The sequence below is a fragment of the Serratia sp. J2 genome (genome assembly GCF_046269175.1).
GTDB classification, from domain to species: domain Bacteria; phylum Pseudomonadota; class Gammaproteobacteria; order Enterobacterales; family Enterobacteriaceae; genus Chania; species Chania fonticola_C.
In genome coordinates this window covers 1-18,903 of the sequence record NZ_JBKABN010000006.1, presented here as the reverse complement: position 1 = coordinate 18,903, position 18,903 = coordinate 1, and the positions used below count along the sequence as shown (strand labels likewise).

The 18,903-nt window shown below is 55.4% G+C and carries 14 protein-coding genes; 12 read left to right on the top strand and 2 right to left on the bottom strand.

Annotated features, from left to right (window positions below; translation table 11 throughout):
• Positions 1-208: 208 nt before the first annotated feature.
• Together trxB and ACKWMY_RS08195 are read right to left on the bottom strand one after the other, a co-directional pair.
• Positions 209-1,180, bottom strand: a complete 972-nt coding sequence (trxB, locus tag ACKWMY_RS08200; protein ID WP_024529869.1) for a thioredoxin-disulfide reductase — start codon at positions 1,178-1,180, stop codon at positions 209-211.
• A 350-nt stretch (positions 1,181-1,530) separates the two neighbouring features.
• Positions 1,531-1,653, bottom strand: a complete 123-nt coding sequence (locus ACKWMY_RS08195; protein ID WP_255519155.1) for a hypothetical protein — start codon at positions 1,651-1,653, stop codon at positions 1,531-1,533.
• A gap of 219 nt (positions 1,654-1,872) precedes the next feature.
• On the opposite strand from ACKWMY_RS08195, the gene lrp reads away from it, so the two are divergent.
• The 12 genes from lrp to ACKWMY_RS08135 all read left to right on the top strand — a co-directional run bounded on the left by lrp (position 1,873) and on the right by ACKWMY_RS08135 (position 18,885).
• On the top strand, positions 1,873-2,367 hold the full coding sequence (gene lrp / locus ACKWMY_RS08190) for a leucine-responsive transcriptional regulator Lrp (RefSeq protein WP_021804943.1): 495 nt from the start codon (positions 1,873-1,875) through the stop codon (positions 2,365-2,367).
• 120 nt (positions 2,368-2,487) lie between these two features.
• Positions 2,488-5,964: a DNA translocase FtsK 4TM domain-containing protein gene (locus ACKWMY_RS08185; RefSeq protein ID WP_409486151.1), complete on the top strand. Its 3,477-nt coding sequence runs from the start codon at positions 2,488-2,490 to the stop codon at positions 5,962-5,964.
• Positions 5,965-6,149: 185 nt separating this feature from the next.
• Positions 6,150-6,761 (top strand): outer membrane lipoprotein chaperone LolA, encoded by a 612-nt coding sequence (gene lolA, locus ACKWMY_RS08180; protein WP_024529867.1) that lies wholly within the window; start codon positions 6,150-6,152, stop codon positions 6,759-6,761.
• A gap of 7 nt (positions 6,762-6,768) precedes the next feature.
• Positions 6,769-8,112: a replication-associated recombination protein A gene (locus tag ACKWMY_RS08175; protein WP_037375016.1), complete on the top strand. Its 1,344-nt coding sequence runs from the start codon at positions 6,769-6,771 to the stop codon at positions 8,110-8,112.
• Between the two features lie 108 nt (positions 8,113-8,220).
• Positions 8,221-9,513, top strand: coding sequence for a serine--tRNA ligase (gene serS, locus ACKWMY_RS08170; protein WP_409486150.1), 1,293 nt, complete (start codon positions 8,221-8,223; stop codon positions 9,511-9,513).
• Between the two features lie 261 nt (positions 9,514-9,774).
• On the top strand, positions 9,775-12,228 hold the full coding sequence (ynfE, locus tag ACKWMY_RS08165) for a selenate/tellurate reductase subunit YnfE (protein ID WP_074028960.1): 2,454 nt from the start codon (positions 9,775-9,777) through the stop codon (positions 12,226-12,228).
• A gap of 226 nt (positions 12,229-12,454) precedes the next feature.
• The gene (gene dmsA, locus ACKWMY_RS08160; RefSeq protein WP_409486149.1) at positions 12,455-14,905 is read left to right on the top strand and encodes a dimethylsulfoxide reductase subunit A; all 2,451 of its coding nucleotides are present in this window, start codon (positions 12,455-12,457) and stop codon (positions 14,903-14,905) included.
• 10 nt (positions 14,906-14,915) lie between these two features.
• Positions 14,916-15,533 carry a DMSO/selenate family reductase complex B subunit gene (locus ACKWMY_RS08155; protein ID WP_024529862.1) on the top strand — a complete coding sequence of 206 codons (618 nt, stop codon included), beginning with the start codon at positions 14,916-14,918 and terminating at the stop codon, positions 15,531-15,533.
• Position 15,534: 1 nt separating this feature from the next.
• On the top strand, positions 15,535-16,395 hold the full coding sequence (locus ACKWMY_RS08150; protein ID WP_024529861.1) for a dimethyl sulfoxide reductase anchor subunit family protein: 861 nt from the start codon (positions 15,535-15,537) through the stop codon (positions 16,393-16,395).
• A gap of 48 nt (positions 16,396-16,443) precedes the next feature.
• Positions 16,444-17,052: a Tat proofreading chaperone DmsD gene (gene dmsD, locus ACKWMY_RS08145; protein WP_024529860.1), complete on the top strand. Its 609-nt coding sequence runs from the start codon at positions 16,444-16,446 to the stop codon at positions 17,050-17,052.
• The gene (napF, locus tag ACKWMY_RS08140; RefSeq protein WP_024529859.1) at positions 17,052-17,618 is read left to right on the top strand and encodes a ferredoxin-type protein NapF; all 567 of its coding nucleotides are present in this window, start codon (positions 17,052-17,054) and stop codon (positions 17,616-17,618) included. Before dmsD ends, napF begins: the two co-directional genes overlap by 1 nt.
• A gap of 121 nt (positions 17,619-17,739) precedes the next feature.
• A complete protein-coding gene (locus ACKWMY_RS08135; protein ID WP_024529858.1) occupies positions 17,740-18,885 on the top strand; it encodes an MFS transporter in 1,146 nt (381 codons plus the stop codon).
• Positions 18,886-18,903 lie beyond the last annotated feature (18 nt).

Sequence of the window (18,903 nt, the reverse complement as noted above, 5' to 3'; positions counted from 1 at the left end):
TGTTAAAAAAGTGTTTGTCTCTGCGGGAAATAAGACAAGTGAACGCTAATGTTACCTCTTCACTCGGTAGACGTGAACTAAATATCCCTTTCATAACTTGGGCAACAGTCACGTTTTTAGCGCGGATGGGGTTGTTTTGAACTTTCAGGGGTGGGGGATAGAAATAAGGCGGCCAACAGGCCGCCTCGGTATCATTGCTGATGAGGGCTTACTTAACTTCGGCCTGCGCGATACCGTCGAGATAGCGTTCGGCATCCAGTGCGGCCATACAGCCCGTTCCGGCTGACGTGATTGCCTGGCGGTAAATGTGATCCATGACGTCACCTGCGGCAAATACGCCTGGGATGGAAGTCTGGGTCGCGTTACCGTGAATCCCGGACTGCACCTTGATATAGCCGTTTTCCAGCTCAAGCTGCCCGCCAAAGATCGCGGTGTTCGGGCTGTGGCCGATCGCGATAAATACGCCGGCAAGTTCTAACTCTTTGGTCTGCTCAGCATCTTTGGTGCTGCGTAAGCGCATCCCGGTGACGCCCATCTGATCGCCCAACACTTCGTCCAGCGTGCAGTCCGTATGCAGGATGATGTTGCCGTTCTTCACTTTTTCCATCAGGCGATTGATCAGGATCTTTTCGCTGCGGAAAGTGTCGCGGCGGTGCACCAGGTGAACTTCAGAGGCGATGTTCGACAGATACAGCGCTTCTTCCACGGCGGTGTTGCCACCACCGACCACGGCGACCTTCTGGTTGCGATAGAAGAAACCATCGCAGGTGGCACAGGCGGAGACACCTTTGCCCTTGAACGCTTCTTCTGATGGCAGACCTAAATAACGGGCCGATGCACCAGTAGCGATAATCAAGGCATCGCAAGTATATTCACCACTATCACCCAACAGGCGGAAAGGACGGTTCTGCAGATCGACGCTGTTGATATGGTCAAACACGATCTGGGTGTCGAACTTTTCTGCGTGCTCACGCATGCGCTCCATCAGCGCCGGGCCGGTCAAGCCTTCGGCATCGCCTGGCCAGTTCTCCACTTCGGTGGTGGTGGTCAACTGACCGCCTTGTTCCATACCGGTGATCAAGACCGGGTTCAGGTTAGCGCGCGCCGCATAAACCGCTGCGGTGTAGCCAGCTGGGCCAGAGCCCAGGATCAATAATTTGCTATGTTTAGCCGTGCCCATGAATAACCTCGTTTCCCACAATGGCGGACAATGGAACCGATTGTAGGGAAAATGCGGCAGTAAAAAAAGCGCCAGGGGATGTTGTTACCGATTTGTTTGATAACCAGCGTCTATCAGCCGATATTTTATCCTTGCGTAGGCGGGGATAACGGCAGCGATAATTTTGTACAGAATGGGTTAAAAATGCGGTTTTTGTTGGGTTTATGTGGGTAACTACCCGGTTTTGAATGGGGGAAATTCCTAACAAAAAATCAGGCGCTCACTTTTGCTTGCGGTACGTTCTACTGATTTTGCTTCTTTTGCTTTGACAATCCGCTGCGCATTTGCGAAAACATCATAGGAAGAAGAAATTAACCCCGTGCCAGCCGTAAACCGCAGGCATTTTCGCCACCCAGGCAGAATATTGCCGAGGCGCGATAGGTGAGGGAGGGTTTGCCCTGGCGGTGGTTGATGGATTTCTGAACGTAAATCATTTGAATTCGTTGCCCAGAGGTGACAGACAGGCTGGGTAACGGCGGAAGATGGTAGTGACGAAGCACAGGGGCGGTTGGTAGGTATTACGTATCTTGTTCCCCTCAGGGGAATGAACCGCTTAACACAGGCATCGGGTCTTCGCTTGGAACAAATCCTTGCACATTGACGTTGGCTAGGGTGTGGCAAGTGCAGGGAAGAACATAAGAGAGACAATAATAATGGTAGATACTAAAAAACGCCCGGGTAAAGATCTCGACCGTATCGATCGCAACATCCTTAATGAGTTGCAAAAGGATGGGCGTATTTCGAACGTCGAACTTTCAAAGCGCGTGGGATTATCCCCAACCCCTTGTTTGGAGCGTGTGCGCCGTCTTGAGCGTCAAGGCTTTATTCATGGGTATACCGCATTGCTTAACCCGCATTATCTGGATGCTTCCCTGCTGGTCTTCGTGGAAATCACGCTGAACCGCGGCGCGCCGGATGTGTTTGAGCAATTCAACTCTGCGGTGCAAAAACTTGAAGAAATTCAGGAGTGTCATCTGGTTTCCGGTGATTTCGACTATCTGTTGAAAACCCGTGTGCCAGATATGTCAGCTTACCGTAAGCTGTTGGGCGAAACTCTGTTGCGTTTACCGGGGGTTAATGACACCCGTACTTACGTCGTGATGGAAGAAGTCAAACAGAGTAACCGTCTGGTTATCAAAACACGGTAAGGTGCAGGTGCAAAACCTGATTAAATTCGTTACACTCCTGTTTATTCATACAGTTTTGGCGCCGGGGAAGCTTCTCGGCGCCGTTACTCTATCCGTCAACAGGAACCTGGAGTGCCTTTCTTGAGCCAGGAATACACAGAAGATAAAGAAGTTACCCTGAAAAAACTCAGCAGTGGGCGGCGTTTGCTCGAGGCTGTGTTGATCGTGGTGGCCATTTTTGCCGTTTACCTCATGGCTGCGTTGGTCAGTTTTAATCCTTCCGATCCTAGTTGGTCGCAAACTGCCTGGCATGAGCCTATCCACAATTTGGGCGGCGGAGTAGGCGCATGGTTGGCCGACACGTTGTTCTTCACCTTTGGGGTCCTTGCCTATGCGATCCCACCGATTATGCTGGTGTTGTGCCTGTCCGGTTACCGTCGGCGCGACAAGGGCGAATACATCGATTTCTTTGGGCTCTCGTTACGTTTAATCGGTACATTGGCGCTGGTGCTTACCTCGTGTGGCCTGGCGGCGTTGAACGTTGACGATCTCTATTACTTTGCATCCGGCGGGGTGATTGGCAGCCTGCTAAGCAATGCCATGTTGCCGTGGTTTAACGGCATTGGCGCCACTTTGGCGCTGCTCGGCATTTGGGCGGTGGGGCTGACCTTGTTCACCGGTTGGTCATGGCTGGTCATTGCGGAAAAGATTGGTGGTGTAGTGCTTGGCGCCGCTACCTTTATGACTAACCGTTCACGCCGTGAAGACCGCTATCACGACGATGACGACGTCGTGCTCGATGAGCGCGAGGAAAGTGGCCAACATGAGGCACCTGCTCCTATGGCAGTAGATGAGGACGATCCGTTGTTCTCTGCCTCTTCCGTGACCGAAACCGCCGAAGAAGAAGCGCAGGATGCTGCCGATCCTTTATTGAGTGGTTTGCGCGCCAGCGATGATGATCTTCCGCTTGCCGAGCCAGCACCGGTCGTTACCGATATCCCGGTAATGCCGAAAGCGGCCGTTCAGGCTCCGGTCACCGTGGCCCCGGCAGCGCCTGCTTCCATCAATCAGCACCCATTAACCCCTGCGCAGCCACAAGATACGCCGCCGCTGTATTCGTTTGAACTGCCAGAAGAGACCCCGGCACCGAGAACGACACGCCTAGCGGAGCCTTATCGTGAGGAGCATGAGCCGCGCCTGGGTGACTGGCAGACGCCCGTTACGCCAAAACCAGAGCCGTCACCGTTTGATTTCTCTGCGGCTCAGCGGGATAGCGACGATGTTATCGGATCAACGGGTTTCAGTGCCAGAGAGGTAGTGAAACCAGCGGCAACTGCCGCAGCTGCAGCGACCGCTGGCGCGGTGAACAATACCTTCATGCCTGCGTTTACCGCCACCAGCGATGCGAGCTCGCAGGTCAAACAGGGCATCGGACCGGAACTGCCACGGCCAAATCCGGTGCGTATTCCAACCCGGCGTGAGCTGGCCTCCTACGGCATCAAGCTGCCTTCGCAGCGGATCGCGGAGCAAGAGCAGCGTAACCGCGGGGACGAACCACATCCAGAGCCGGTCAGCAATCCGCAGGAAGAAGATGAAGCCTTGCAAGAGGCCGCATTGCGTCAGGCCTTTGCCGAACAGCAAAGCCAGCGCTATGGCGACGAGTATCAGCAAGAAGAAGAGTATCAGCAAGATGACGAAGATGCGCAGCGTGAGGCCGAACTCGGTCAGGCATTTGCCGCGCAGCAACAGGCACGCTATGGCGTAGAAGCACCTCAGCCTGAACCAGAACCGGCTCCGGTGACTCGTCCGGTGGATACCCGCCAGGCCTACAGTTTCTCACCGATGGCAGATCTGGTGGATGACGGCCCAACCGAGCCGCTGTTTACCCTGTCGCCACAGCTTGAGGATAGCATCGAGCTGGAAAGCGAGTTGGAAGACGATGTGCCGTTCGGGCAGTTTGAGCCTGAGGTGCCCGCTTATCAGGCACCGCGTCCGCAAACTAACCCTGCGCCTGGTTACCAGCCGCAACAGACGTATCAGCCACCCGTTCAGCAGCAACCGCCAGCGCCAGCGATGGACAGCCTGATCCATCCATTCCTGATGCGTAATGATATGCCGCTGCAGAAACCGACTACGCCACTGCCAACGCTGGATCTGTTGACCGAGGCCCCGAAAGAGGTCGAACCGGTTGATACCTTTGCGCTGGAACAGAAAGCGCGGCTGGTGGAAGCCAGCCTGGCGGATTACCGCGTCAAGGCCGATGTGGTCGATATTCTGCCTGGCCCGGTCATTACCCGCTTCGAACTGGATTTGGCTCCTGGCGTCAAGGCTGCGCGCATTTCCAACCTGTCGCGCGATCTGGCTCGTTCATTGTCAACTTCCGCCGTGCGTGTGGTGGAAGTGATCCCTGGTAAACCTTACGTTGGTCTGGAATTGCCGAACGTCAAACGACAAACCGTGTATCTGCGAGAAGTGCTGGATTGCCCAGCCTTCCGCGACAATCCATCGCCTTTGGCGATCGTATTGGGTAAAGATATCGCGGGTCAGCCGGTGGTCGCCGATTTGGCTAAAATGCCGCATCTGCTGGTAGCCGGTACCACGGGTTCTGGTAAGTCGGTCGGGGTCAACGCCATGATCCTCAGCATCTTGTATAAGGCCACGCCGAAAGAAGTGCGCTTTATCATGATCGACCCTAAAATGCTGGAACTGTCGGTCTACGAAGGCATTCCACACCTGCTGACCGATGTGGTTACCGATATGAAAGACGCCGCCAATGCCTTGCGTTGGTGCGTAGCCGAGATGGAGCGCCGCTATAAGTTGATGTCTGCCTTGGGGGTTCGTAACCTGGCGGGCTACAACGAGCGGGTCGATCAGGCCGAGGCGATGGGGCGGCCAATCCCGGATCCGTTCTGGAAGCCAAGCGACAGCATGGATATCACGCCGCCGGTGTTGGAAAAAGAGCCGTACATCGTGGTGATGGTGGATGAATTTGCCGATCTGATCATGACGGTGGGCAAAAAGGTGGAAGAACTGATCGCCCGTCTGGCACAAAAAGCGCGTGCTGCGGGGATCCACCTGGTGCTGGCAACCCAGCGTCCTTCGGTGGACGTGATCACCGGTTTGATCAAGGCCAACATCCCGACGCGTATCGCCTTTACCGTATCGAGCAAGATCGACTCCCGCACCATTCTCGATCAGGGCGGAGCGGAATCCTTGTTGGGGATGGGTGACATGCTGTATTTGGCACCGAACTCTTCGATACCGGTGCGTGTGCACGGGGCGTTTGTCCGCGATCAGGAAGTTCATGCCGTGGTTAAAGACTGGAAAGCGCGTGAGCGGCCGCAGTATAAAGAGGGCATTCTCAGCGCCGGTGAAGACGGTGAGGGGGGCGCAGGCGGTGGTCTGGACGGTGACGAAGAGCTGGATCCGCTGTTCGATCAGGCGGTTGAGTTTGTGGTGGATAAACGCCGCGCCTCGATTTCCGGTGTACAGCGTCAGTTCCGCATCGGCTACAACCGCGCCGCGCGTATCATCGAACAGATGGAAGCGCAGGGCATTGTCAGCGAGCAGGGGCATAACGGTAACCGTGAGGTGCTGGCTCCGCCACGGCATGACTGATTACCATCAGGCGCTGTAACCATAATAAAAGGGCCGCTTTGCGGCCCTTGTGCAAAGAAGCGTAAACCCCTGCTTTATCGGAATAGTGCTCTGGCTGTCAGTCAAGCGCTTCGGGTAGAGTGGAGGTGTTCAGGGTTATATTGACCCAGTTTGCGGTAAACGCATTTCATAAGGTATCTGGAATAATGAAAAAACTGTTGATGGCCTGTTGTCTGCTTTCGGGATTCGCGTCTACTTCCGTGTTAGCGGATGCTGCGCAAGATTTGCAAAGTCGTCTGGCGAAAGTAAACAGTTTCCATGCCAGCTTCTCCCAATCGGTCACCAGTAGTGACGGCGCTGCGGTGCAGCAAGGGGAAGGCGAATTATGGGTAAAACGCCCCAATCTGTTTAACTGGCACATGACCTCGCCGGATGAGAGCGTGCTGGTTTCGGACGGTGAGACCCTGTGGTTCTACAACCCGTTCGTCGAGCAGGTGACGGCCACCTGGCTGAAAAACGCCACCGGCAATACGCCCTTTATGCTGATCACCCGTAACGATGCTAACGACTGGAAAAAGTACAACGTGAAGCAGAAAGGCGATGATTTCGAACTGACGCCAAAGGCCAGCAGCGGTAATCTGAAGCAGTTTGCCATCACCGTGACCAATAGCGGCACCATCAAAAGCTTTGCAGCGGTTGAGCAAGATGGTCAACGCAGCGCTTATCAGTTGAAGAGCCAGCAGAGCAGCAGCGTTGATGCTGCCAAATTCAAATTTACCCCACCGAAGGGGGTGACGCTGGACGACCAGCGCCAGTGAGGTCTACGTGAGCAACATGTCACTCGATTTTTCCCACAATGAGTTTCAGCCACTGGCCGCGCGTATGCGGCCAACTACGCTGGCGCAATACATTGGCCAGCAGCATTTGCTGGCCCCGGGCAAGCCGTTGCCACGCGCCATCGAGGCTGGGCAGTTGCACTCGATGATCCTGTGGGGGCCGCCGGGAACCGGGAAAACGACGCTGGCAGAGTTGATTGGCCGTTATGGCCGGGCCGATGTTGAGCGCATCTCAGCGGTGACCTCCGGCATCAAGGAGATCCGTGAAGCCATCGAGCGCGCCCGGCAAAACCGGGACGCAGGCCGCCGTACCATCCTGTTTGTAGATGAAGTTCACCGCTTCAATAAAAGCCAGCAGGATGCCTTCCTGCCACATATCGAAGACGGCACCATTACCTTTATCGGTGCTACTACGGAAAACCCTTCCTTTGAACTGAACTCGGCGTTGCTGTCCCGTGCGCGGGTGTATCTGCTCAAAGCGCTGACGGCGGATGACATCGGCCAGGTGCTGGATCAGGCCATGGAAGACAAGGCGCGCGGTTTTGGCGATCAGAATATCGAGCTGCCGCCGGAAACCAAGCGCATGCTGTCGGAACTGGTGGGTGGCGATGCCCGCCGCGCCTTGAACAGCCTGGAGATGATGGCCGATATGGCGGAAATCGACGGCAAAGGCATGCGGGTATTAACCCCGGAGCTGCTCAAAGAGGTCTCTGGTGAACGCAGTGCGCGCTTCGATAACAAAGGCGATCGCTATTACGATCTGATTTCTGCACTGCATAAATCCGTGCGTGGTTCGGCACCGGATGCCGCCTTGTACTGGTATGCGCGTATTATTACCGCCGGTGGCGATCCGCTGTATGTGGCGCGCCGCCTGCTGGCCATTGCCTCTGAAGACGTTGGCAACGCCGATCCGCGCGGAATGCAGGTGGCCATTGCCGCCTGGGATTGCTTCACCCGCGTTGGTCCTGCGGAGGGGGAACGCGCTATCGCACAGGCGATCGTTTATCTGGCCTGTGCACCCAAAAGCAACGCCGTGTATACCGCTTTTAAAGCCGCCATGCGTGATGCCAAAGAGATGGCGGACTATGACGTGCCGGAGCATCTGCGTAACGCACCGACCAAGCTGATGAAAGAAATGGGGCTGGGCGCAGAATACCGCTATGCCCATGACGAACCCAACGCCTACGCGGCCGGAGAGAGCTATTTCCCGGCGGAAATGGCCACCACGCGCTACTATCATCCAACCTCGCGCGGGCTGGAAGGTAAAATCGGTGAAAAGTTGGCATGGCTGGCTGAGCAGGATCAAAATAGCCAGACAAAACGCTACCGCTAGCGTTGCCGTTGCGGTAAGGTTAGCGGGTATCACACTTCTTTTATGCGGCTATACCGTTGCGGCATAAAACACAATTTCTCTTTCAATAACAACAAGCACAGGATTAGCATGCTCGATCCCAATCTGCTGCGTAATGAGCTAGACGCAGTCGCCGTAAAACTGGCTCGCAGAGGCTTTAAACTCGATCTGGATCTGCTGCGTTCGCAAGAAGAGCGCCGTAAGGTTCTGCAGGTAGAAACTGAAACACTGCAGGCAGAACGTAACTCCCGATCGAAATCCATCGGCGCGGCCAAAGCGCGCGGTGAAGATATCGAGCCACTGCGTCGCGAAGTGAACGAACTGGGTGACAAGCTGGATGCTGCCAAGGCCGCACTGGATAAGCTGCAGAACGAGATCCGTGATTACGCGCTAGTGATGCCGAACGTGCCGGACGACGCGGTGCCGGATGGCAAAGACGATAGCGAAAACCTGGAAATCTGCCGCTGGGGCGAACCGCGTCAGTACGATTTCCCGGTACGCGATCACGTTGAGCTGGGCGAAATGGCCGGTGGGCTGGACTTTGCCGCTGCGGTGAAACTGACCGGTGCGCGTTTTGTGGTGATGAAAGGCCAAATGGCTCGTATGCACCGTGCGTTGGCCCAGTTCATGCTGGACCTGCACACGGAACAGCACGGCTATATGGAAACCTACGTGCCGTATCTGGTGAACCATGCCACGCTGTACGGTACTGGCCAGTTGCCGAAGTTTGGTGAAGATCTGTTCCATACCAAACCGCTGGAAGAAGAATCAGAAAGCAGCAACTATGCGCTGATCCCAACTGCGGAAGTGCCAGTTACCAACCTGGTGCGTGACGAGATCCTTGATGAAGAAGAGCTGCCGCTGAAGATGACCGCGCATACGCCATGCTTCCGTTCAGAAGCCGGTTCTTACGGGCGTGACACCCGTGGCCTGATCCGTATGCACCAGTTCGACAAGGTCGAAATGGTCCAGATCGTGCGCCCGGAAGACTCGATGAATGCGCTGGAAGAGTTGACCGGCCATGCGGAGAAAGTGCTGCAACTGCTGAACCTGCCATATCGTAAAGTGCTGCTGTGCACCGGTGATATCGGTTTTGGTTCCTGCAAAACCTACGATCTGGAAGTGTGGCTGCCTGCGCAGAACACCTACCGTGAGATCTCTTCCTGTTCTAACATGGGGGATTTCCAGGCACGTCGTATGCAGGCTCGTTGCCGCAGTAAAACCGAGAAAAAACCACGCCTGGTGCATACGCTTAATGGCTCTGGTTTGGCCGTAGGCCGTACTCTGGTTGCCGTGCTGGAAAACTATCAGCAGGCCGATGGCCGTATTCAGGTGCCAGAAGCATTGCGTCCTTACATGGGCGGCCTGGAATATATCGGTTAATCCACCTCACGGTGGTAGCGAAATAGTGTATCGAAAGCGCCTACGGGCGCTTTTTTCGTTTGAATGGTTTTAATTTACGAATGAAAGCCACATTTATTGATAGCAGACAAAGTTTACTACCCCCTAATGAGTAATATCCTTACTTATGGAGGGGGAATCGTTTTTCCACATCAAACCACCCAGCGCTAATTCAGCTTCCTCCTGTCTCTGCCAACCAAGGCATGACGTTTCCCGTTGTTCGGGCAAGACCAGGAGTGAGCTATGTCGAAGCAAAAATCTGCAGCATCATCATCCAACGGTATCAGCCGCCGTACGCTAATGAAATCCGGCACGGTAGCGGGCTTGACCCTGGCCGCTGGCGGTTTTTCGTTGCCTTTTAGCCGCCATGCAGTGGCAGAAACTGTCGATACTGCGGTGCAACCCCCACCGCTGGATAAAGTGGTGTGGGGAGCCTGCTCTGTTAACTGTGGCAGCCGCTGCGCCTTGCGGTTACACGTACGCGATGACGAAGTTTACTGGGTGGAAACCGACAACACGGGCGACGATGTTTATGGCAACCATCAGGTGCGCGCCTGTCTGCGTGGCCGCTCCATGCGTCGGCGCATGAACCATCCGGAACGTCTGAATTACCCTATGAAACGCGTCGGCAAACGTGGTGAAGGTAAATTCAAACGCATCAGTTGGGAAGAGGCTTACAGAGAAATCGCCTCCAGCCTGCAGCGTATCGTCGCCAAATACGGCAATGAAGCGGTTTACATCAACTATACCTCTGGCATTGTCGGCGGCAATATCACCCGTTCTTCGCCTTATGCCTCGCTGGTTGCTCGCCTGATGAACTGCTACGGCGGTTTTCTTAGCCACTATGGCACCTACAGTACCGCCCAGATCGCCTGCGCCATGCCTTATACCTACGGCAGCAATGAAGGTAACAGCACCTCTGATATTGAAAACAGCAAGCTGGTGGTGCTGTTCGGTAACAATCCGGCGGAAACCCGCATGAGCGGCGGTGGCATCACCTATTTCCTGGAGCAGGCACGGGAACGTTCTAACGCGCGCATGATCGTCATCGATCCGCGTTATACGGATACGGCTGCTGGGCGGGAAGATGAGTGGATCCCGATCCGGCCAGGCACTGATGCCGCATTGGTCGCCGGATTGGCGCATGTGTTGATCAGCGAGGATTTGGTCGACCAACCGTTCCTGGATAACTACTGCGTGGGTTACGATGAGAAAACCCTACCCGCCGGTGCACCTGCCAACGGCCACTACAAGGCCTATATCCTGGGCCAGGGTGAGGACGGCGTTGAGAAGACCCCACAGTGGGCATCGCAGATCACCGGCATTCCGGCCGAGCGTATCATCAAGCTGGCACGTGAGATTGGCAGTGCCAAACCGGCCTATATCTCGCAAGGTTGGGGGCCACAGCGCCAGGCAAATGGTGAGCTCACCTCACGGGCCATTGCCATGCTGCCGATCCTGACCGGCAACGTGGGGATCAACGGCGGCAACAGCGGCGCGCGTGAATCAACCTACACCATCACCATTGAACGGATGCCGGTGCTGGAAAATCCGGTAAAAACGCAGATTTCCTGCTTCAGCTGGACCGATGCCATCGCCCGTGGCCCGGAAATGACCGCCAAACGTGATGGGGTACGCGGCAAAGACAAGTTGGACGTGCCGATCAAGTTCATCTGGAACTATGCCGGGAACACCATCACCAACCAGCACTCCGATATCAACAAAACCCACGACATTCTTCAGGATGACTCCCAGTGTGAAATGATCGTGGTGCTGGAAAACTTTATGACCTCCTCGGCGAAATACGCCGACATTCTGCTGCCGGACCTGATGACGGTCGAGCAGGAGGACATTATCCCGAACGACTACGCTGGCAATATGGGTTACCTGATCTTTATCCAGCCAGCCACCTCTGCCAAGTTTGAGCGTAAACCTATTTATGAAGTGATGAGTGAGGTAGCGCGCCGTCTTGGGCCAGAGGTACACCAAAAATTCACCGAGGGGCGCACTCAGGAGCAATGGCTACAATACCTTTACGCCAAGATGCTGGAGAAGGACCCGCAGTTGCCGTCGTATGAGGCCTTGCGCAGCATGGGGATTTACAAGCGTAAAGACCCGAACGGGCACTTTGTGGCCTATAAAAAATTCCGTGACGATCCCGTAGCCAACCCGTTGAAAACGCCTTCAGGCAAGATCGAGATCTATTCGGCCAAGTTGGCAGAGATCGCCAGCAGTTGGGAGTTGGAGAAGGACGAAACCATCAGCCCGTTGCCGGTCTACGCGTCAACCTTTGAAGGTTGGGATGACCCGTTGCGTAACACCTACCCACTGCAAATGTTCGGTTTCCACTATAAGGCCCGGACCCACTCCAGCTACGGCAATATCGATGTGTTGCAGGCGGCTTGCCCGCAGGAAGTCTGGATCAACCCACTTGATGCCAGCCAGCGCGGCATTGCCAGCGGTGAAATGGTGCGGGTATTCAATGGCCGTGGCGAAGTGCGTGTGGCCGCCAAAGTCACACCGCGCATCATGCCGGGCGTAGTAGCTATGGGGCAAGGAGCCTGGCATCAGGCCAACATGAACGGCGATCGTATCGATCACGGTGCCTGCATGAATACGCTCACCACCCACCGGCCATCACCGTTGGCGAAAGGTAACCCACAGCATACTAATTTGATCCAGATAGAAAAACTATGAAATGAAAATCATTATCAATAAAGCCTGGTATATCAACACTTTATTGATTGTGAGCAAAGTGTAACTACCTCTTTTGGAGCATAGTGCCATTTAAGGCAGGCCACAATTAAAACACTTTTACCTGCTTTTTTGAAATCTACCTGTATTGGGAGCGGCGTAACACGTTGATTGCAGGTTTTATTGCCAGTTTTACTGGTTATTTTATGCAACCCAGAGCGAAACCATTATGAATGAATCCGAAAAAAAACCTCTGTCCGGCCTTCAGTGCTCCAGGCGAAAGCTGGTCAAAAATAGTGCCATTGGCGGGCTTGCCCTTGCCGTCGGTGGCGTTTCCCTGCCTTTCAGCCGCCGTGCCAACGCTGAAACCTCTCCGACATCCGCCCTTGCCAAACCCGAAGAAAAAGTGGTGTGGAGTGCTTGTACGGTAAACTGCGGTAGTCGTTGCCCGCTGCGGATGCATGTGGTCGACGGTATGATCAAGTATGTCGAAACGGATAATACTGGCAACGACGAGTACCAAGAGTTGCATCAGGTTCGTGCCTGCCTGCGTGGGCGCTCAATGCGCCGCCGCGTGTATAACCCGGACCGTCTGAAATACCCCATGCTGCGCGTGGGCAAACGGGGTGAAGGAAAATTCAAGCAGATAAGCTGGGATGAAGCCTACACGCTGATCGCCGACAACATGAAGCGCATCATCAAAGACTATGGCAATGAAGCCATCTATTTGAACTACGGTACCGGCACCTTGGGGGGCACAGTCACCCGTTCCTGGCCACCGGGTTCTACGTTGATCGCTCGCCTGATGAACTGCTGCGGCGGCTATCTGAACCACTATGGTGACTATAGCACCGCGCAGATCGCCATGGGGCTGAATTATACCTACGGCGGTTGGGCTGACGGTAACAGCCCGACGGACATCGAAAATAGCAAGCTGGTGGTGCTGTTCGGCAACAACCCAGGCGAAACCCGTATGAGTGGCGGTGGGGTAACCTACTTGCTGGAGCAGGCACGTGAGCGTTCGAATGCGCGCATGATTGTGATCGATCCGCGCTACACCGATACCGCTGCCGGTAGGGAAGACGAGTGGATCCCAATTCGCCCTGGCACCGATGCGGCACTGGTTGCCGGGTTGGCCCATGTGTTAATCAGCGAGAATTTGGTCGATCAGCCGTTTCTGGATAAATACTGCGTGGGTTACGACGAAAAAACCTTACCCGCGGGGGCTCCAGCTAATGGGCACTATAAGGCCTATATTCTGGGTCAAGGTGACGACGGCATTGAGAAGACGCCTGCCTGGGCCTCAAAAATTACCGGTATCCCGGCCGACCGCATTGTCAAACTGGCGCGCGAAATTGGCAGTACCAAACCGGCGTTTATTTCGCAAGGTTGGGGGCCGCAACGCCATGCCAACGGTGAGTTGACCTCACGCGCCATCGCCATGTTGCCGATCCTCACCGGTAACGTTGGGATCCATGGCGGTAACACAGGTGCACGCGAAGGCTCCTACGGCCTGCCGTTTGTTCGGATGCCGACGTTGGAGAATCCGGTAAAAACCAGTATCTCCATGTTCATGTGGACCGATGCCATTCTGCGTGGGCCGGAAATGACCGCCAAGCGTGACGGCGTGCAGGGCAAGGACAAGCTGGACGTGCCGATCAAGTTTATCTGGAACTATGCCAGTAACTGCCTGATTAATCAGCACTCAGAAATCAACCGTACCCATGACATTCTGCAAGACGAGAAGAAGTGCGAGATGATCGTGGTGATCGATAACCACATGACCTCGTCGGCGAAATATGCCGATCTGGTGCTGCCAGATTGCACCGCCTCTGAGCAGATGGATTTCTGTCTGGATGCCTCAAGCGGCAATATGGGTTACGTCATCTTCGCCGATCAGGCGATCAAGCCGCAGTTTGAATGTAAGAACATTTATGAAATGACCAGCGAGATCGCCCGACGTATGGGGGTTGAGCAGGCCTTCACCGAGGGGCGGACTCAGGAAGAGTGGCTGCGTCACCTTTATCAGCAATCCCGCGAAGCCATTCCGGCGCTACCGGACTTTGAGCAGTTCCTCAAGCAAGGGATCTTCAAGCAGCGCGATCCCGATGGCCACCATGTGGCTTACAAAGCATTCCGGGCCGATCCGCAGGCTAATCCATTGAAAACGCCTTCAGGCAAAATCGAGATCTATTCTGCCCAACTGGCGGAGCTGGCAGCGACTTGGGAATTATCCAAGGACGACGTTATCGATCCGCTGCCGGTCTATGCGGCCGGTTTCGAAAGCCTCGACGATCCGTTAAGCGGCAAGTATCCATTGCAGATGACCGGTTTCCACTATAAGGCGAGAACTCACTCCACCTACGGCAACGTCGACGTGCTGAAGGCCGCTTGCCGCCAGGAGATGTGGATCAACCCGATTGATGCGCAATCCCGCGGCATAGCCAACGGGGACCTGATCCGTATTTACAACGATCGGGGTGAGGTACGCATTAATGCCAAGGTGACGCCACGCATGTTGCCGGGCGTGGTCGCTATGGGCGAAGGAGCCTGGTATGCGCCAGATGGTAGCCGTATCGATCATGCTGGCAGTATCAACGTGCTGACCACCCAGCGCCCGTCGCCGTTGGCCAAGGGCAATCCTTCTCACACCAATCTGGTCCAGGTCGCCAAACTTTAAGGAGTAGCTGATGACTACGCAATATGGATTCTACATTGATTCGAGTCGTTGCACCGGCTGCAAAACCTGCGAGCTGGCCTGCAAAGACTATAAAAACCTGACCCCGGACGTCAGCTTCCGCCGCATCTATGAGTATGCCGGGGGTGACTGGCAGCAGGACGGCGATAGCTGGCACCAAAACGTGTTTGCCTATTACCTGTCGATCGCCTGTAACCACTGTGAAGACCCGGCCTGTACCAAAGTGTGCCCAAGTGGCGCCATGCACAAGCGAGAAGACGGTTTTGTGGTGGTGAACGAAGAGGTGTGCATCGGTTGCCGCTACTGCCATATGGCATGCCCGTACGGCGCACCGCAGTACAACGAAGCGAAAGGGCACATGACCAAGTGCGATGGCTGCTATGAGCGCGTTGCCGTTGGCCAAAAGCCGATTTGTGTCGAGTCCTGCCCGCTGCGTGCCCTGGACTTTGGCCCGATCGACGAACTGCGTAAACAACATGGCACCCTGGCGCAAGTGGCACCGTTACCGGCCGCGCATTTCACCAAACCGTGCATCGTACTGAAACCTAACGCCAACAGCCGCCCGAGTGGTGACACTACCGGCCATCTGGCTAATCCGAAGGAGGTTTAAAATGGGAACGGGATGGCATGAATGGCCGCTGATGGTGTTCACCGTATTAGGACAGTTTGTGGTGGGCGGCGTTATCGTAATGGGGCTGGCGTTGATCGCCGGTAATCTGACCGATCGCCAGAGCAAGGCGGTACACGGTTCTATGTTTTTCCTGTGGTTGCTGATGGGGATCGCCTTTATCGCCTCCGTGATGCACCTGGGGACGCCGATCAGGGCCTTTAACTCGCTCAATCGCATCGGTGAGTCGGCGTTGAGTAATGAAATCGCCAGCGGTTCGGTATTCTTTGCGGTTGGCGGCCTCTATTGGCTGCTGGCCATGTTGAAAAAAATGCCGCAGGCGCTGGGTAAAGCCTGGCTAGTAGTCACCATGGTGCTGGGTCTGCTGTTTGTCTACGCCATGACGCGTGTCTACCAGATCGATACCGTACCGACCTGGCATAACGGTTACACCACGCTGAACTTCTTCCTGTCGGTGTTTATCGGCGGGCCGCTGTTGGGCGTGTTGCTGCTGCGGGCGGCTGGTCTGCAAGTGGCTGGCCGTGGTCAACTGATGATGATCAGCGTGCTGGCGCTGTTGCTTAGCCTGTGCTCGGCACTGTTGCAAGGCAGTGAGTTGGCTACTATCAGCAGCTCGGTACAGCAGGCGTCGGCGCTGATCCCGGAATATGGCCAACTGATGGTATGGCGGCTGGTCTTGCTGGTTCTCGGCCTGGGTTGCTGGATTTGCCCGCAGTTGCGCCGTGGTAACGCCAGTGTGATGGGGTTGACCTTGGGCTTTGTGTTAGTCTTTGCCGGTGAGTTGATTGGCCGTGGCGTGTTCTACGGCCTGCATATGACCGTTGGCATGGCCGTGGCTGGCTAACGTTAATCTGGGCGCGGCCTGGCTGCGCCCCTGGAGAAGCCCCAAGTTATGATGCTTGAAAAAATTGCCCTGACTGGCCGTGTGCTAGGTGTTTTATTGTATGCCCCACCGGAGAGCAAAGAGTGCCAGCCTTTACTGGATTCTTTGGCCGACCCGCAGTGGTTGACCGAATGGCCTTATGAAGGTGCACAAGAGGCCGCAGCCCTGATTGCCGAAGGTTTGGCTGGAAACCAGTCAGAGACGCTGTCAGAGGCTTATCAACGCTTGTTCGTTGGCCCACATACGCTGGTTGCTCCGCCTTGGGGTTCAGTCTATCTGGATAGAGAAAGCGTGCTGTTTGGTGATTCGACGCTGCGTCTGCGCCAATGGCTGCGGGTGAACGGTATCGAAGCCCAGCGCGACCAGAATGAGCCGGAAGACCATATTGGCACTTTGCTGATGATGGCGGCCTGGTTGGCCGAAGAGAAGCAACACAAAATGATTTCCGGGCTGATTGCGCTGCACATTCTGCCTTGGGCACCGCGTTATCTGGAACTGTTGCAGCAACATGCTGGACATCCGTTCTACCAGGGCGTGGCGCAGTTGGCACAAATTACGCTGGCAGCCTGGGCGGAAGAGTGCCCGACACCAGTGCCGAGCCTGGAGCTGTATTTCTGATGAACAACGACCAGCAGTTATCTGCGCAAGGCAATAGCCGCCGCCGGTTGCTGACTGGTTGGCTTGATCGTAATAAAGCCTTGCCGGAGCAGGATGCACCCTCTGTGACATTGTCTGCGGTGGCTCGTCCACCTCAGGCTTTGCCGGAGGCATTGTTCAGCTCGTTATGCAACGGTTGTGGCGGCTGCGTGAGCAGCTGCCCGTACGGTTTATTGAGCCTCGATCAAAGCAAGCCGGTATTGAGCATCGATTTCACCGAGTGTGATGTTTGCCGCAAATGCACCACCGCCTGCCAAACCGGGGCGTTGCGGGACAAAATGCCCTGCGACACGCTGCTGCGCCCGCAAATCAGCCATAGCTGCCTGGGGCGGCAAGACAGCTGCCGGATGTGTACCATCAACTGCCCGCAACAGGCTTTATCCTTCCAGCTTTCTGAAAATGGTACCCGCCAATTGCAGTGCGACGATGCGCTGTGTAATGGCTGCGGACTGTGCAAGCTATCCTGCTTTCATGGGCATATTACCCTGGCCGCCTCGGGTGAAAAATCGTTGCCGGAACAGCTATAAAGCCACTTTTAACCCGTTGTTAAACATATTGTGCGATCGCCCGTTAACCGCCGATTGACTTTTTTATCGCCAGTGGCATGATGCGCGCACTCTACTCTGTCTGTTCGGTTTCAATTTCTCTATGTCCGCATATTCTCGCCCAGTGCTTATGTTGCTCTGCGGCCTATTGCTGCTTACGGTTTCCATCGCCGTTTTGAACACTTTGGTTCCCCTCTGGTTAACGCATGCTCAATTGCCAACCTGGCAAGTGGGGGTGGTCAGTTCGTCTTATTTTACCGGTAACCTGTTGGGAACGCTGGTGGCGGGCAAACTGATCAAGCGGATTGGCTTTACCCGCAGCTATCATCTTGCCTGTTTGGTCTTTGCCTTCGCTACCATGGGTATGGTGCTGTCGCTGGACTTCTGGAGTTGGATCGGCTGGCGCTTCTTTGCCGGGGTAGGGTGTGCCTGGATTTGGGTGATCGTGGAAAGCGCACTGTTGCGCAGCGGCAATCTGAGTAACCGTGGTCAACTGCTGGCGGCGTATATGATAGTTTACTATCTCGGTACGGTCGCGGGGCAGTTGCTGCTGAGCAGTGTTTCAACCCAACTGCTGGATGTGGTGCCGTGGGTGACCGCCGTTGTGATGGCCGCCATGCTGCCGATGCTGTTTGCACGGGTCAATCACCAGGATGACGAACCGCAGCAGGCCTCTATCTGGCAGATGTTTAAACGTCGTGATGCCCGGTTGGGCATCAACGGCTGTATTATCTCGGGGATTGTGCTGGGCTCACTGTACGGCCTGATGCCGCTGTATTTAAACCATCAGGGGATGAGTGATGCCAACGTGGGTTACTGGATGGCGCTGCTGGTCAGTTCCGGCATCGTGGGTCAGTGGCCGATAGGGCGCCTGGCCGATCGCTACGGTCGCCTGTTGGTACTACGCATTCAGGTGTTTGTGGTGATCCTTGCCAGCATTGCGATGCTGGGTAACTATGCGATGGCCCCGGCGCTGTTTATCCTGGGCTGTGCTGGCTTTACCTTATACCCTGTGGCGATGTCCTGGGCCTGCGAAAAGGTGCTGCCGCATCAGTTGGTGGCGATGAACCAGACATTGTTGATGAGCTATACCGTCGGCAGCTTGCTCGGCCCATCGATGACGTCGATGCTGATGCAGAGCTACTCCGATCGGCTGCTGTTTGTGATGATTGCGGTAGTGGCACTGGTTTATCTGGTGATGCTGCTGAAAAAGCCCGACCATCACCACACCCCGTTGGCCGCGGCCTGAAATAAAAAACCCGGCAGA